This is a genomic window from Psychrobacillus sp. NEAU-3TGS, assembly GCF_029955155.1.
In the GTDB taxonomy this organism is placed as follows: Bacteria; Bacillota; Bacilli; order Bacillales_A; family Planococcaceae; genus Psychrobacillus.
This window is the reverse complement of sequence record NZ_JAPNOZ010000011.1, coordinates 205,863-221,631: the sequence shown is the minus strand read 5'-3', so window position 1 is coordinate 221,631 and position 15,769 is coordinate 205,863. Positions and strand designations below refer to the sequence as shown.

The window sequence follows — 15,769 nt, the reverse complement described above, 5'->3', positions numbered from 1 at the left end:
GCTGACTGTTGCTTTTGTTAATTTTCAGGAAATAGTAATGACTAGTTTCGACTTTAAGGTATAATAAGGGGACAAGCTGTGAAGGAGCTGAATTTAGAGTGAAATTCATTTTGTTAAAATGGAAAGAATGGCGCAATAATAAGTATCTCCCTTTTGTTATCATTCTCTTAACAGCGATTTGCATGTTCTTTTTATTAATTGGTAATGTGAAAGAAAGTAAATATGATATAGAACGATTCCAACTTTCACCTGATACGATACGTTCGGTTAAAACAATGGAAGATCCCGTAAAAACGGAAGAAGAAAAAGAACAAGTAGCTTCCGAAGTTCTTCCAGTATATCAATTTCAAGACGAAACTGCAGATAACCAGGCTGCGATTATCCGTTCTATTTTTGACAGCGTTCTCGAAGTGAAAAAAAAATCTACTGAAGAACTAGCTGAAGAAGGGGCAGTTACATCACTTGCAAAATTAAAAGAAGAAATGGACGTATTGGCAGAAAACGTAAGTGTCATTCCTTTAAGTGATGAAATGTTAACTATTTTACTAAAGCAGTCAGCTCCTGTTTTACGAGAATCAAAGGAGAAATTGGCCACCATTGCAGAAAATGCATTAAATGAGCCAATACGAACCGAAAATGTTCCTTCTGCGCGTGAAAAAGTTGCTTCACAGGTTACAAACTCATTTGGGTTTTCCGCGGAGTATATGAATATCCTCATCAATATAGCGCGGAGTGCAATTGTAGCGACAGAAATCGAAAATGATGAGCTTACAGAATTACGGATTGAGCAGGCAAAAGCAAGTGTTGAACCGACTAGAATTTTACAAGGGCAAATACTAGTGCAAAAAGGAGAACTAATAGACCGAGAAGTTTATAGACAGATTGAATTACTCGGAATGTTAACAGATAAAACATCTTATAAACCACCTATAGGTGTTGGTCTATTCGTTCTACTTACAATGTGGATCTTATTTGCACAAACATTTCGTAAGAAAGAGAAATCCATTACAAATGCTAAAAATTTGGTTGTCGTCGCTTTTAGTCTAATCGTTTCTGTCTTAATCATGAAAGTGTTACAATCAGTTGCATATAATTTTGATGTAGTCATTGCATTTATATTCCCGACTGCATTGGTTTCCATATTTGTTTACTTATTAGTAAATGAACGTGCAGCACTCATCACTAGTTTTGTTGTTGCTGCTTATGCGGGCATTATTTTTCAAGAAGGGTATACAAATGTATTTCAAATGGAAATTTCGTTATACATATTATTCGGGAGTGTAGCAGGTATTTTTGCGATGCAACGAACTCATAATAACTCTCAAATATTTAGAGGAAGCTTTGTCGTTTCAGCAGTAAATATATTATTTATATTATTTTATTTATTAATGACAAAAACGACATATGAATTTAACGATATATTGTTTTATGTTGGTGTTGCCGTATTATCGGGTATACTATCTGGAGCTCTAACGATTGGAATACTTCCATTTTTTGAATCGGTATTTGGCATATTGTCTACGATGCGGTTAATCGAGCTATCTAATCCGAATCATCCATTGTTGAAAAAAATATTAACGGAAACTCCCGGGACATACCATCATAGTTTGATGGTCGCAAACTTAGCGGATGCTGCCTGTGAAGCGGTTGGTGCAAACGGGCTATTAGCGCGGGTGGGGAGCTATTATCATGATGTTGGAAAAACGAAACGACCTGGATTTTTTATTGAAAATCAAGTGAATGGGTACAACCCGCATGATAATTTACCACCAGAAACTAGTCGTGATATTATTATTGCACATGCTGTAGACGGGGCAGAAATTTTACGGAAACATAAAATGCCAAAAGAAATAATTGATATCGCGGAGCAACACCACGGGACTAGCTTGCTTAAATTCTTTTACTATAAAGCAAAGGAAATGAAAGACGATATAGCGGAAGGGCAATATAGGTATCCGGGTCCTAAACCTCAAACGAAAGAAATTGCGATTATTTCGGTTGCAGATAGTGTGGAAGCTGCTGTCCGTTCGATGAAAGAACCAAATGCAGAAAAGATTAGGGAACTGATCCAATCCATTATTAAAGGAAAATTACTAGATGGTCAATTTGATGAATGCGATCTATCTTTAAAGGAAATAAAGATAATGGAAGAAAGTTTCTGTACGACGATGAATGGTACATTCCATTCGCGAATAGAATACCCAAAATAAGGACGTAAGGGGCTAAAAGAATGCTAGAAATAGATTTAATGGACGAAACACAAACAATATCCGAAGAATCAATAAAACTTGTTGAAAAAGTATTAACTTCTGCAGGAGAGCAGCTAGGTGTAAAAGAAGGCAGTGAAGTAAGTGTTACATTTGTGACAAATGACGCTATTCAAGAAATCAATAAAACATACCGCAAAAAAGATATGCCCACGGATGTTATTTCTTTCGCAATGGAGGAGATGGGAGAAGGCGAAATCGAGATTAAAGATGCGAATCTGCCGACACTACTTGGCGATATTATCATTTCTGTTGAACGTACGACGGAACAAGCGGCATCTTATGGACATACTTTCGAACGTGAACTTTGTTTTTTGGCAGTCCATGGTTTTTTACATCTACTCGGTTATGATCACGGAACAGAGGAAGAAGAGAAAGAAATGTTCCGTTTACAAGAAACGATTTTACAGGCTTTTGGTTTAAAGCGTGAAGGCCATGAACATTCGTAAATTTTTTAAGTCATTCGTATTTGCCTTTCAAGGCATTATACTAGTAGTAAAAAGTGAACAAAATTTCCGTTTTCATGTACTGGCTGCAGTTATAGTTTTGTTAGCGAGTTTTATTATGGGTTTGTCCAAATGGGAATGGATAATCATTGTAATGTTAATTTGCGGGATGTTCATGATAGAATTAGTAAATGCGTCAATTGAACGTGTTGTGGATTTAGCATCCCCTGAGTTGCATCCACTTGCAAAACAGGCAAAGGATCTAGCGGCAGGGGCTTGCCTGGTGTATGCCATTTGTACAATAATTGTCGGTTTGATCATATTTATCCCGAAATGGTCGGGAATATTATTTTAGAGGTGAACAAGATGGATAAAAAAATGTTATTAGAAGCATCTATTAAAGCGAGAGAAAAAGCGTATGTACCTTACTCAAAATTTCCTGTTGGAGCAGCACTTTTAACGAAAGACGGAGAAGTGATTCAAGGTTGTAATATCGAAAATTCATCTTTTGGTTTGACCAACTGTGCAGAACGTACTGCTATATTTAAAGCAGTATCTGAAGGGAAAAAGGAATTTGCTGCGATTGCAGTTTCTGGGAATACAGAAGGGCCTATTTCCCCGTGCGGCGCGTGCAGACAAGTACTTGCAGAATTTTGTGACCAAGATATGCCGGTTTTCTTAACGAACTTGAATGGTCAAGTATTAGAAACGACGGTTGCAGAGTTATTACCGGGTGCATTTACAACGGAGGATTTGGAATATGGAGCAAAATAATAAAGGGTTTAAATCAGGATTTATCTCTATCATTGGTCGTCCAAATGTAGGGAAATCCACATTTTTAAATAGAGTAATTGGACAAAAAATTGCAATTATGAGCGATAAGCCTCAAACAACACGAAATAAAGTTCAAGGTGTCTTAACACTAGATGAAAGTCAAATGATCTTCATTGATACACCAGGTATTCATAAGCCGAAGCATAAGCTTGGTGATTTCATGTTAAAAGTGGCAAAAAATACACTTCGTGAAGTGGATGCAATATTATTTATGGTGAATGCAACGGAACCAAGAGGAAAAGGCGACGAATTTATTATCGATATGCTTGAGAAAAACGAAACGCCTGTTTTCTTAGTAATTAACAAAATCGATCAAGTACATCCCGATGAACTAATCTCTATTATTGAGTCGTATAAAGACAAATATGATTTTGCAGAAATAATTCCAATCTCTGCATTACAAGGAAACAATGTAGATCGCTTGCTCGAAACAATACAAAAATATTTGCCAGAAGGACCTCAATATTACCCTGCGGATCAAGTAACAGATCATCCAGAACGTTTCATCATTTCTGAATTAATACGTGAAAAAGTACTTCATTTAACTCGTGAAGAAATTCCTCACTCTATTGCAGTTGTGATTGATAAGATTAAAAAAGAAGAAGATACTGAAAAAGATATGATTCGTGTAATGGCTACAATTATTGTGGAAAGAGACTCCCAAAAAGGCATTGTGATTGGAAAAAGAGGCGCACTTTTAAAGGAAGTAGGCACGAGAGCTCGTCACGATATTGAAATGTTACTTGGTACGAAAGTATTCTTGGAATTATGGGTAAAAGTCCAAAAAGATTGGCGCAATAAATCAACTCATTTACGTGATTACGGATTTAGAGAAGACGAGTATTAAGAAATGCATAAGCGTCAATCATAGAGAAATACAGTCTGGGTCCAAAACATATTGGTGGTGCAAAAGCTCGTCACAAAATAAATAAACATTTCGCAACAGCTGTATGATCTTCATTGTGCAGACCATAGGTAGGCAATGCGCTTAAGCAAGATACTAAGAAGGAAGGGAAGGCTTTTGCTTCAAAAAGTAGAAGGCATCGTCTTACGGACTTCATCTTACGGAGAAACGGATAAAATAGTCACGATATTCTCACGAGAATTAGGAAAAAGAGCGGCGATGGCTCGTGGTGCTAAAAAACCTACGAGCCGTTTGTCTTCTATATCTCAGCCTTTCACCTATGGCTATTTTTTAATTCAGCAAGGTAGAGGAATGGGTTCTTTACAGCAAGGGGAAATTATCGACTCTATGCGCTCCATTCGAGAGGATATTTTTACTACTGCATATGCTAGCTTTATCATGGAGCTAGTGGATAAACTAATAGAAGACGAATCTCCGAAACCCCATATATTTACTATTTTGCAAGAAGCGCTGGAGGCAATTTCGGAAGGATATGATCCAGAAGCAATTAGTTTATTTGTAGAATGGAAGATGCTGCCTATTGCTGGAATTTACCCGGTGTTGCATCAATGTGCCAACTGCGGAGCAACGGACGGGGAATTTGCTTTTTCATTTGCTCAAATCGGTTTTCTTTGTCACAGATGCTTCTCTGTCGATCCATATTTAATAAGGTTAACACCAGCACAGGTAAAGCTAATCCGTACTTTTTATACCGTTCCGATTAGCCAAGTTGGTAAGCTCACATTAAAAAAAGAAACAAAAGGCTTTATCAAAAAATTGTACGGACTATTTATAACGAACAAGTAGGGATTCGATTAAAGTCCCAAGGGTTTTTAGATCAAATGGAAAAGACCCCTGAATTTTTTAATCCGAAAAAAGATCCAAGTTCAGAAGATTAACTTCGAACCTGGATCTTTTTGCTTGTGAAAACTATTTTAAAGAGGGGCTATCCGAGCAAAGGATTCCCGCCTCGAACATTTGATTGTATCAACCCAAACATATATCAACCTTATCCAACCTAAAAAAAACCAAATTAGACTAATGTCTAATTTGGCTTTTTAAAATTAAAACTGCAATTGTTCTTCAATATAAGCTTTTACATCAGCAATTGGCATTCTAGTTTGTTCCATCGAATCGCGGTGTCGAACTGTTACTTGGCCATCTGTTTCAGAATCGAAATCATATGTGATACAGAATGGTGTACCGATTTCGTCTTGGCGGCGGTAACGTTTACCAATTGATTGTGACTCGTCATAGTCAACCATGAAATGTTTACTTAAATCAGAGAATAAGGCAGTTGCGCCTTCTGATAATTTTTTGGACAATGGTAAAATTGCCGCTTTCACTGGAGCTAGAGCAGGATGGAAGCGTAATACAGTACGTTTATCATCACCTTCAAGCATTTCTTCGTCGTAGGCCTCGCAAAGGAATGCTAGTGTAACTCGGTCTGCTCCAAGAGATGGCTCGATACAATAAGGCACATAACGTTCATTCGTAACTGGGTCGATATAGTTAAAGTCTTCTCCCGAATGCTCCATATGTTGTTTTAAGTCGAAATCAGTACGGTCTGCGATACCCCATAGCTCACCCCAACCAAATGGGAATTTATATTCGATATCTGTTGTTGCATTCGAATAATGGGACAGCTCATCTTCAGAATGGTCTCTTAAACGAATGCTATCTTCTGCAACACCTAAATTTAATAACCAATCTTTACAATAATTACGCCAGAATTCGAACCATTCCATATCTTCCCCTGGTTTACAGAAGAATTCTAATTCCATTTGTTCGAATTCTCTTGTACGGAATGTAAAGTTACCAGGAGTTATTTCATTACGGAAGCTTTTCCCAACTTGTGCGATACCAAATGGCATTTTCTTACGCATAGAACGTTGTACATTTTTGTAGTTAACGAAGATACCTTGTGCAGTTTCAGGACGTAAGAAAATTTCGTTCGTAGAAGATTCTGTTACCCCTTGAAAAGTTTTGAACATTAAGTTGAACTGACGAATATCTGTATAGTCAAATTCTCCGCAAGTAGGACATACTACATTATGTTCTTTCATGATTTCTTCCATTTTTTCAAATGAAAGTCCATCAATAACCATTTCAATTCCTTTTTTCTCAAGTGCATCTTCGATAATTTTATCCACACGATGACGAGATTTACATTTTTTACAGTCAATCATTGGATCGTTAAAATTGCCGATATGGCCAGATGCTACCCATGTTTTTGGGTTCATTAAAATAGCTGCATCCAAACCTACGTTATATGGTGATTCTTGAACGAATTTTTTCCACCATGCTTTTTTAACGTTGTTTTTTAATTCCACACCTAGTGGACCGTAGTCCCATGTGTTGGCAAGTCCGCCATAAATTTCAGATCCTGGGAATACAAATCCTCTTTGTTTTGCTAAACTTACGACTGTTTCCATTGAAAATTCCATAACAAACCCTCCTATTTTAACTTTATTCAGCAGAAGTCCCTCGCTTCTACAAATGCTGGATAATGCAATAATTTCTTCTATTCATAGGTGATTACCCTAGTTGAATGAAGTTAAAGCCTCCGGCAGATGCCACAGATTTTGAGGGGAGTTAATTGAGCAAGCTCAATTCAAAATCTGGGCGCAATCACGTCGAGACGTGATTGATTAGTGCTTTCAAAAAGAAAAAACTCGTCTCCGGGCTAATTTAGCCCGGGGACGAGTTTTATAACCCGCGGTTCCACCCCGATTGATTGTATAATAACAATCCTCTTTAAAAGCATAAGCTCCGAGCTGCCGTTTCCTGTTTTGTGGTCTCTCACCGTCACCACTCGCTACGTTACAGTACTTATAATGCTCTTCAACGCTTTATTATTTGTTGTTATTGTAACATGAGCCAGTTTACTTCGCAATAAAGGAGTAAGTAGTATATAATAATTTAGTATATGCATAACAATTTGAGGCGGTGATTCCAATCGAACTCAACAAACGGCAAAACGAAATTTTGGACATTGTTAAAGGAAATGGCCCTATTACGGGTGAGCAAATTGCAGAACGTCTAAAGTTAACTAGATCTACGTTACGACCCGATCTTGCAATTTTAACAATGGCTGGCTTTTTAGATGCCAGACCGCGCGTTGGTTATTTTTATTCTGGTAAGAAAACGAGTCAAGCTATTTCAGATAATATAGCCCAGATGGTAGTAAAAGACTTCCAATCTATTCCGGTTGTTGTAGAAGAAAGCATGACAGTATATGATGCTATATGTCATATGTTTTTAGAAGATGTAGGATCTTTATTCGTAGTGGATAAACAATCTCTATTGTCTGGTGTACTTTCAAGAAAAGATTTCTTGCGAACGAGCATTGGAAATCAGGATTTAAATAAAATGCCAGTACATATGATTATGACAAGAATGCCTAATATTACGTATTGTAGAAAAGAAGATACGCTTATTGAGGTGGCAAATAAACTAATGAGTCGTCAGATTGATTCATTACCTGTAGTGAAAGAACGAAAAGATGGTTTAGAGGTAGTTGGAAGAATTACGAAAACGAATATTACACGTGCTTTCTTGTCTTTAGCTGATGACCATGACTTATAAGGAGTGACACAATGAAAATGTTAAACCTATTTATTGTCTCAGATTCAATCGGTGAAACGGGAGAACTGGTGGCAAAAGCGGCGGTAAGTCAGTTTAGACCAGGTCTACAGCATACCAAGTTAAAAAGATTTACTCATATTGATTCATTGGATCATATTAAAGAAATTACGGAACTAGCGAAAGAACAAAATGCTATTATTTTATATACACTTGTGCAAACAAAAATGCGTGATGCATTGGTTGAAAAGTGTAAAGCATATGGATTAGATTCAGTTGACCTGATTGGTCCGGTTATTCATCTTTTAGAAAGAAATTTAGATGAAAAACCTTTTGAAGAGCCTGGTTTAGTTCGCAAGCTAGATGAAGATTATTTCAAAAAGATTGAAGCAATCGAATTTGCGGTAAAATATGATGATGGAAGAGATCCACGCGGTTTGTTGCAAGCAGACATCGTCTTAATCGGCGTTTCTAGAACTTCTAAAACGCCATTGTCACAATACTTGGCGCATAAAAGATATAAGGTTGCAAACGTCCCATTAGTACCGGAAGTTGAGCCCCCGGAAGAATTATTTCAGGTAGATCCTGCAAAATGTTTTGGACTAGTAATCACACCGGAAAAATTAAATTCTATTCGAAAAGAAAGATTAATAGCTATTGGTTTAAATGATGACGCTAGTTATGCTAAAATAGAACGGATAAATGAAGAAATTGCTCATTTTGAAAAAGTAGTAAATAAAATTGGATGTACTGTCATTGAAGTGACGAATAGGGCAGTAGAAGAAACGGCCAATCTAGTAATCAATCACATTCAACAAAAATAATTATAAAAAAATGAACCGATTCACATTTGTGAAAAGGTTTTTTGTATTGCGAATCGAATAAAGTATAGATTAATAATATGAAATGTTTTATAATAGTTAATTGTGGAAAAAATAATTACTATATGAAACTTTTTTATGAATTATTTTGTCGTTTCTTGCAGGATTTTTCTTGTTTATCTCGAATTAATAAAGTAGCGAGTAAAGATGGTGAAATAATGACAAATCGTATAGAAGAAGAAGTTATCGAACAAGTTAGGAATAACACAGATATTGTCGATGTTATTAGCGAATATGTTCAACTAACGAAAAGAGGTAGAAATTATTTTGGTTTATGCCCTTTTCACGGAGAACAAACACCATCTTTTTCAGTAACGCAAGAGAAACAGATTTTTCATTGTTTCGGATGTGGTGCTGGTGGAAATGTAATTACATTTTTAATGGATATCGAAAATCTTTCGTTCCAAGATGCAGTAAGTAAACTTGGAAGCCGGATTGGACTTTCGATTGAAGAAAGCTCCTCCAATCATTCAGAAGCAAAAGCACCTGTCTCAAAAGAAGTATCTATTATGAAAAAGGCGCATGAATTTGCGAGCGATTATTTTCATCATTTGTTACTTCATACGGAGGAAGGAGAAAATGCATTACATTACTTAGAAGAAAGAGGGTTTTCTACTGAAGTCATCGAAAAGTATAAAATCGGGTGGTCTTTACCTAATTGGGATGCTTTAACAACATTATTAGCAAGAAAAGGTATGGATTTACAAGAAATAGAGAAAACTGGGCTTATTATCCGAAAAGAAAATGAATTAAAGTATTTTGACCGATTTAGAGGAAGAATCATGTTTCCGGTTTTCGATGAAACGGGACATGTAATAGCCTTTTCAGGAAGGATACTGGAAAAAAGTGAAAATGAAGCAAAATATTTAAATAGTCCCGAATCTCCAATATTCCAGAAAAGTCAAGTACTTTATAATCTAGACAAAGCCCGTCTAGAAATTCGTAAACAACGAAATGTATTAATCTTCGAAGGCTTTCTAGATGTCATTGCAGCATCTACTGCTGGAATTTCCAACGGAATTGCAACAATGGGGACGGCTTTGACGTCTCAACATATAACAAAACTGAATAGATTGACATCAAACGTCACATTATGTTATGACGGGGATAAAGCTGGTATGGAAGCAGCTAAAAGAGCAGCAATTGCTTTGCAGGCTCAAAACATTCAAACAGAGGTAGCAATTATTCCGGATGCTATGGATCCAGATGATTATATTAAAAACTACGGAGAAGAAGCTTTTCGCGCAAAAATTATAGAAAAGCCCCATTCTTATTTATCCTTTATGATGATTGTTTCTAAACGTGATAAGAATTTTAATAATGAAAATGATACATTACAGTATATTCAAGAAATATTGGAAATACTGAGTGAGAGAAATTCTTCTGTAGAGCGTGATTTGTACATTCGACAACTTTCACAAGAAACAAATGTTTCTGAGGAAGCAATCTATCAACATTTACGAAAGCTTCAAGGAAAAAAAGCAAAACAATTTAAAAGCGAACCAACCATTCCTCTCCCAACCAATCAAGTATTGTCAAAAAAGAAGAGGACCATTTCAGCAGATGAGAGAGCAGAACGAATGTTACTTGCTCATATGTTGCATAATGCGCAAATAATTGATATAGCAAGAAATAACGCTGGAGAACAATGTTTTATAAGGGATGCTTACGAGGCAGTTTATGTACGCTTAACCGGATTTTATGAACAGTATCCAGACGGAGATTATCAACGATTTTTAGAAGTATTAAATGATGCACAACTTAGAAATATAGTTATGGAAGCTGCGCTCTCAGAACGTGATCCAGAACATGAAACTGAGGAAGTCATGGACTGCTTGCGCCATATTCGAAAATACCGGATAGAGCAACAAATTGAGCGGAAGTTACATGAAGCAAAAGAAGCAGAGAAAATGACGGATATGACAAAAGCTTTGCAACTCGCTCAAGAAGCTATTCAGTTAAAAAAGTCGTTAGCAACTTTTGAATAAACATCCGGTAGTAAAAGGAGGATTTCTTATGGCGGACAAGTCTGAACGTACAAAAGAAACGGATATTGAATTATCATTAGAAGAGGCAAAAAACAATTAATCGAATTAGGTAAAAAAAATGGAGAGTTAACATATCACGATATTGCTGAAAAACTCGCTCATTTTGAATTGGAATCGGATCAAATCGAAGAATTTATCGATCATTTAGAAGGCAAAGAAATTGAACTAAGCCGGAAAGATGGCGATGAAGAAGATTTAGATCGTTTGATGAAAGGGAAAGAAGAAACCTTCGATTTAAATGATTTAAGTGTGCCGCCAGGTGTGAAGATTAATGACCCTGTTCGTATGTATTTAAAGGAAATCGGACGTGTTGATCTTTTAAAAGCATCTGAAGAAATTGCACTTGCAGAAAGAATAGAACAAGGGGATGAAGAAGCTAGAAAACGTCTAGCAGAAGCAAACCTTCGTTTAGTAGTAAGTATTGCAAAGCGTTATGTAGGTCGTGGAATGCTATTCTTAGACTTAATCCAAGAAGGAAATATGGGACTTATCAAAGCGGTAGAGAAATTTGATCACCGTAAAGGATTCAAATTTAGTACGTATGCTACTTGGTGGATTAGACAAGCAATTACTCGTGCCATTGCAGACCAAGCCCGTACAATACGTATCCCGGTGCATATGGTGGAAACGATAAATAAATTAATTCGTGTACAAAGACAACTATTACAAGACTTGGGCCGTGAACCTTCTCCAGAAGAAATTGGAGAAGAAATGGATTTGCCGCCAGAAAAAGTTCGTGAAATCCTAAAAATTGCACAAGAACCAGTTTCTTTAGAAACACCTATTGGAGAAGAAGATGACTCTCATTTAGGCGATTTTATCGAAGATGCGGATGCTCAATCCCCTTCTGATCATGCTGCTTATGAATTATTAAAAGAACAATTAGAAGATGTATTAGATACTTTAACAGACCGAGAAGAAAATGTACTACGTCTTCGTTTCGGGTTAGATGATGGCCGCACGAGAACGCTGGAGGAAGTAGGTAAAGTGTTTGGTGTTACACGTGAGCGTATTCGTCAAATCGAAGCGAAAGCACTGCGTAAACTTCGTCATCCTTCTCGCAGCAAGCGTCTAAAAGATTTCTTAGAATAAGTTTAAGAAGAGACATCCTTGTAGGGTGTCTTTTTCTGTTTTATACTTAGGGATGACTGCTAGATGAAATGAGGACGAGCCATGTCAGTTCAACGTAAGCAAATTATCCTAAATGAAATTGCGTTTTGGAAGAAAAACAAATTACTTCCTGAACATTATTGTGACTTTCTAACAGCCCTTTATGCCCAAGGTGAAGAGGTAGAGGATGAAAGGAAAGAAAAATCATCCAAATCATCCCAAGCGTTATTAGCGAAGAAAAAAATGAATAAAACCTTTTTATATGTAACACTAGGTATTATTACAGCTCTATTAATAGCATCACTTATAGTCATTACTACAGCTGCATTTATCCCAATTATTGCAGCAGGAATTGCGATATGCATATTTTTATACATAGCTATTAAACTAGCAAAAACGAAGTCGTTGATGATGCCCTTGTTGTTCGTTTTTTCGGCACTATTACTATTAGGGATTTCTTTTAAAGTATGGGATGTTTATTTTAATGATTACCCATTAGTGTTAATTGGATTAATGATTGGTAATTGTTTATTGTGGTTATTTTCCGGACTGCTGATGAAACTCGTATATTTTAGTATTTCCGGTATTGTTGGAACAGCTCTTATTTTATTTTACTTTTTAAAATTTTATCTTTAATATTCAAATGCCGACAGACAAATCTGTCGGCGTTTTTAAGTTGGTGCTTTTGGAAAGTTCTGAACGAAACGATTAGTCCATTATTACCGTGACTTTCTGATAGGGAGGGATGTGAATTTATCGCATTCCTCCCCATTTCTAGTTACTCGTATAGTAGTCGTTTGTCGGTTGATCAATACCTATGATTCTGCAAATAAATATACCAATCGACAATTTTAGCTATAATTTACTTGTTTTATACGTTGAAAATATCATATATGAAAAAATGACTTACTATTTTAAATTTAACTTGAAATTGAAAACCCTTTCAGATTATAATCTATATAAACCGATTTACTAAACCGGTTTATAAACAAACATATACAAAAATTTATTACTAATTTAGTTGTTAACTAGAGTAGAAAAAGTTCTGTTCATGTGAAAGGAGTATATGATTTTGGTTTCGAATTTTGGTGTTTTTACACTAGGGGATGCTCTGATTACATTTAATCCATCTGATACTGGGCCTCTAAGATATGTTTCAACTTTCTCACGAAAAGTGGGAGGCGCTGAATTGAACTTTGCAATCGGTTGTGCACGCTTAGGACTTAGTTCGAAGTGGATGAGCCGATTAGGTGGAGATGAATTCGGTCGAGTAATTTATAATTTTGCACGTGGTGAGGGAATTGATGTTTCGGAAGTGAAGCTCGTGGATGGTTATCCTACTTCTTTAAACTTTAAAGAAATTAGGGAGGACGGTTCCGGAAAAACATTTTACTACCGTTATCAATCACCCATTTTAACAATGGAACCAAGCGATATTACAGAAGCGGTACTTGAAAGTGTGAATCTTGTTCATTTAACAGGCGTTTTCTTAGCAATAGACCCAAAAAATTTTGATATAACGATGCAAGTGTTGAAGCTTGCAAAGAAAAATAACATTCCGGTTTCATTTGATCCAAATATTCGATTGAAGCTTTGGACGATAGAAGAAGCGAAAGCTGCATATATGAAAGTTTTTCCATATGTTGATATTTTACTAACAGGTAAAGATGAAATTGAGTTAATACATGGAGATTCTTCGGACGAATCGTTAGAGGAATTGTCTGAAGAATTCAAAATCGCTCATCTAGTTATTAAAGATGGTGGAAACGGTGCGAAAGTATTGATTAACGGTGAGTGGCATGAAAAAGAAGCATTTAAAGTGCAGCCCATTGATACGGTCGGCGCGGGGGACGGCTTTGATGCAGGTTATATTTATTCTTATCTACATAATTATTCTCCACTCGAGAGCTTACAATTTGCGAATGGAGTAGGGGCACTTGTTACAACAGTTTCAGGTGACAATGAAGGACTTCCTGAACTCGATGAAGTATTTGCTTTTATTCGAAATGAAAAAATTATTGAGAGATGAGGAGAATCAATGAAAGCGGTTCAAGTAAGAAAAGCTTATGACTTAGTCATTAATGAAGTTGAAAAACCCCAGATTTCTTCTGATACAGATGTTCTCGTGCAAGTCAAACGTGTTGGTATTTGTGGTTCAGACATGCATATCTATCATGGAACGAATCCGCTCGCTACTTTACCAAGAGTTGTTGGACACGAAGTAGCAGGTGAAGTAGTAGAAGTTGGAAATGCGGTAACTAAATTGAAGGTTGGAGATCACGTAGTAGTAGAGCCAATCAGATACTGTGGCGAATGTTATGCATGCCGTAAAGGACGCCCGAATGTGTGTGCAAACTTATCCGTTTTTGGTGTGCACGAAGATGGTGGAATGCGAGAATACTTTGTACTTCCAGAAAAACAGCTGCATGCAGTAGATTCTTCTATTGACTGGAACGAAATAGTAATGGCAGAACCTTATACAATCGGCGCTCAGGCTACTTGGAGAGGACAAGTGGAACAAGGGGATACAGTTCTTATTCAAGGTGCAGGACCAATTGGTATATGTATATTAAAATTTGCTAAATTGCGCGGTGCTACTGTAATGGTTTCTGACTTAAGTGAGGAACGTTTAGCATTTGCTCGAGATAATGGAGCAGATGTGACGGTGAATGCTGGAACAGAAAATGTGAAAGAGCAAGTGGCAAAATGGACAAATGATGAAGGCGTTAACAAAGTAATAGACGCTGTATGTCTACCGTCTACATTTGAACTTTCCGTAGATGTTGTTTCGCCTGCAGGAACTGTTGTTGTGCTTGGTTTTGATGAAAAACCATCTCAAATACCTCAGATGCCTATTACGAAAAAAGAAATTACAATTGTTGGATCAAGATTACAAACTAACCAGTTTGCTGAAGTAGTTGAATTTTTAAATGCCGGAAAACTTAGACATAACGGCTTAGTTACCCATACATTTGCATTAGCCAGTGTTCAAGAAGCATTTACGTTCGTTGAAAATAATCCGGATAAAGTTCGTAAAGCTGTCATTGTTTTTGACTAAGGAGGTTCCTACAGATGAAAAAACATGAAATATTAAACCAACTAACCGAATCCAAAGTAGTTGCTGTTATTAGAGGAGAAAGCGCGGAAGAAGCCGTGCAACTTACTAAAGCTGCTGTAGAAGGTGGCATACGTGCAATTGAGTTAACGTATACAACACCACAGGTACAAAAAGTGTTTGAAGAATTGCAAAACGCAGATGCGCTTTTAGGTGCAGGAACCGTGCTTGATCCGGAAACGGCAAGACATGCCATCTTATGCGGTGCTAGATTTGTCGTAAGCCCGCATTTCAATGCAGAAGTCGCAACTGTTTGTAACAGATATGGAATTCCTTATTTACCAGGTTGTATGACAATTCGAGAAATGATACTGGCATTAGAAGTTGGCTGTGACATATTAAAACTTTTCCCTGCAAATAACTTTAGTCCATCTTTCATCAAGTCAGTCAAAGGTCCACTTCCACATGTACAAATCATGCCAACTGGTGGAATAAATGCTGGAAACATGAAGGAATGGATTGATGCTGGAGCAGTTGCAGTTGGAGTAGGCAGTGATTTGAACAAGGCTTACAAAACAGGTGGCTACGAGGCTGTTGTTGAGGCTAGCCAAAAGTATATGGAAGCTAGTAAAAACTAAG

General features: G+C 36.8%; 14 protein-coding genes and 1 pseudogene. 14 read left to right on the top strand and 1 reads right to left on the bottom strand.

What is annotated here, in order from left to right; translation table 11 throughout:
- Positions 1 to 110: 110 nt before the first annotated feature.
- The 6 genes and pseudogenes from OR571_RS13870 (at position 111) to recO (ending at position 5,350) form a co-directional block, all read left to right on the top strand.
- Positions 111 to 2,210 carry an HD family phosphohydrolase gene (locus OR571_RS13870; protein WP_282243546.1) on the top strand — a complete coding sequence of 700 codons (2,100 nt, stop codon included), beginning with the start codon at positions 111 to 113 and terminating at the stop codon, positions 2,208 to 2,210.
- Between the two features lie 20 nt (positions 2,211 to 2,230).
- Positions 2,231 to 2,716, top strand: coding sequence for an rRNA maturation RNase YbeY (gene ybeY, locus OR571_RS13865; protein WP_282243545.1), 486 nt, complete (start codon positions 2,231 to 2,233; stop codon positions 2,714 to 2,716).
- Entirely contained in the window at positions 2,703 to 3,068 is a 366-nt protein-coding gene (locus tag OR571_RS13860) for a diacylglycerol kinase family protein (RefSeq protein WP_282243544.1), read from the top strand. The genes ybeY and OR571_RS13860 overlap by 14 nt, the downstream gene beginning before the upstream one ends.
- 11 nt (positions 3,069 to 3,079) lie before the next feature.
- Positions 3,080 to 3,487, top strand: a complete 408-nt coding sequence (locus tag OR571_RS13855; RefSeq protein ID WP_282243543.1) for a cytidine deaminase — start codon at positions 3,080 to 3,082, stop codon at positions 3,485 to 3,487.
- A complete protein-coding gene (era, locus tag OR571_RS13850) occupies positions 3,474 to 4,394 on the top strand; it encodes a GTPase Era (protein ID WP_282243542.1) in 921 nt (306 codons plus the stop codon). The genes OR571_RS13855 and era overlap by 14 nt, the downstream gene beginning before the upstream one ends.
- 174 nt (positions 4,395 to 4,568) lie before the next feature.
- Positions 4,569 to 5,350: pseudogene (gene recO, locus OR571_RS13845) on the top strand (DNA repair protein RecO).
- A gap of 165 nt (positions 5,351 to 5,515) precedes the next feature.
- Here recO and OR571_RS13840 read toward each other — a convergent pair.
- Entirely contained in the window at positions 5,516 to 6,898 is a 1,383-nt protein-coding gene (locus OR571_RS13840) for a glycine--tRNA ligase (RefSeq protein ID WP_282243540.1), read from the bottom strand.
- A gap of 502 nt (positions 6,899 to 7,400) precedes the next feature.
- Between OR571_RS13840 and ccpN the strand changes: the two genes are divergently transcribed.
- From ccpN to OR571_RS13800, 8 genes are all read left to right on the top strand, one after another.
- On the top strand, positions 7,401 to 8,039 hold the full coding sequence (ccpN, locus tag OR571_RS13835) for a transcriptional regulator CcpN (RefSeq protein WP_282243538.1): 639 nt from the start codon (positions 7,401 to 7,403) through the stop codon (positions 8,037 to 8,039).
- A gap of 11 nt (positions 8,040 to 8,050) precedes the next feature.
- Positions 8,051 to 8,860 carry a pyruvate, water dikinase regulatory protein gene (locus OR571_RS13830; RefSeq protein WP_282243536.1) on the top strand — a complete coding sequence of 270 codons (810 nt, stop codon included), beginning with the start codon at positions 8,051 to 8,053 and terminating at the stop codon, positions 8,858 to 8,860.
- Positions 8,861 to 9,075: 215 nt separating this feature from the next.
- Positions 9,076 to 10,905 (top strand): DNA primase, encoded by a 1,830-nt coding sequence (dnaG, locus tag OR571_RS13825; protein ID WP_282243534.1) that lies wholly within the window; start codon positions 9,076 to 9,078, stop codon positions 10,903 to 10,905.
- A gap of 69 nt (positions 10,906 to 10,974) precedes the next feature.
- Positions 10,975 to 12,057: an RNA polymerase sigma factor RpoD gene (rpoD, locus tag OR571_RS13820; RefSeq protein ID WP_481900403.1), complete on the top strand. Its 1,083-nt coding sequence runs from the start codon at positions 10,975 to 10,977 to the stop codon at positions 12,055 to 12,057.
- An 81-nt stretch (positions 12,058 to 12,138) separates the two neighbouring features.
- A complete protein-coding gene (locus tag OR571_RS13815; RefSeq protein ID WP_282243532.1) occupies positions 12,139 to 12,711 on the top strand; it encodes a hypothetical protein in 573 nt (190 codons plus the stop codon).
- Between the two features lie 436 nt (positions 12,712 to 13,147).
- Complete coding sequence (locus OR571_RS13810; protein ID WP_282243530.1) at positions 13,148 to 14,104, top strand: sugar kinase; 957 nt, start codon at positions 13,148 to 13,150, stop codon at positions 14,102 to 14,104.
- 9 nt (positions 14,105 to 14,113) lie between these two features.
- Positions 14,114 to 15,133, top strand: a complete 1,020-nt coding sequence (locus OR571_RS13805; RefSeq protein ID WP_282243529.1) for a zinc-binding alcohol dehydrogenase family protein — start codon at positions 14,114 to 14,116, stop codon at positions 15,131 to 15,133.
- 14 nt (positions 15,134 to 15,147) lie between these two features.
- Complete coding sequence (locus OR571_RS13800; RefSeq protein ID WP_282243528.1) at positions 15,148 to 15,768, top strand: bifunctional 2-keto-4-hydroxyglutarate aldolase/2-keto-3-deoxy-6-phosphogluconate aldolase; 621 nt, start codon at positions 15,148 to 15,150, stop codon at positions 15,766 to 15,768.
- Position 15,769: the final 1 nt, after the last annotated feature.

Coding starts and splice junctions, on each gene's coding strand:
- ybeY (WP_282243545.1), top strand. CDS start 2,231: ATGCTAGAAATAGATTTAATGGACGAAACACAAACAATATCCGAAGAA.
- OR571_RS13860 (WP_282243544.1), top strand. CDS start 2,703: ATGAACATTCGTAAATTTTTTAAGTCATTCGTATTTGCCTTTCAAGGC.
- OR571_RS13855 (WP_282243543.1), top strand. CDS start 3,080: ATGGATAAAAAAATGTTATTAGAAGCATCTATTAAAGCGAGAGAAAAA.
- era (WP_282243542.1), top strand. CDS start 3,474: ATGGAGCAAAATAATAAAGGGTTTAAATCAGGATTTATCTCTATCATT.
- OR571_RS13840 (WP_282243540.1), bottom strand. CDS start 6,898: ATGGAATTTTCAATGGAAACAGTCGTAAGTTTAGCAAAACAAAGAGGA.
- OR571_RS13830 (WP_282243536.1), top strand. CDS start 8,051: ATGAAAATGTTAAACCTATTTATTGTCTCAGATTCAATCGGTGAAACG.
- dnaG (WP_282243534.1), top strand. CDS start 9,076: ATGACAAATCGTATAGAAGAAGAAGTTATCGAACAAGTTAGGAATAAC.
- OR571_RS13815 (WP_282243532.1), top strand. CDS start 12,139: ATGTCAGTTCAACGTAAGCAAATTATCCTAAATGAAATTGCGTTTTGG.
- OR571_RS13805 (WP_282243529.1), top strand. CDS start 14,114: ATGAAAGCGGTTCAAGTAAGAAAAGCTTATGACTTAGTCATTAATGAA.
- OR571_RS13800 (WP_282243528.1), top strand. CDS start 15,148: ATGAAAAAACATGAAATATTAAACCAACTAACCGAATCCAAAGTAGTT.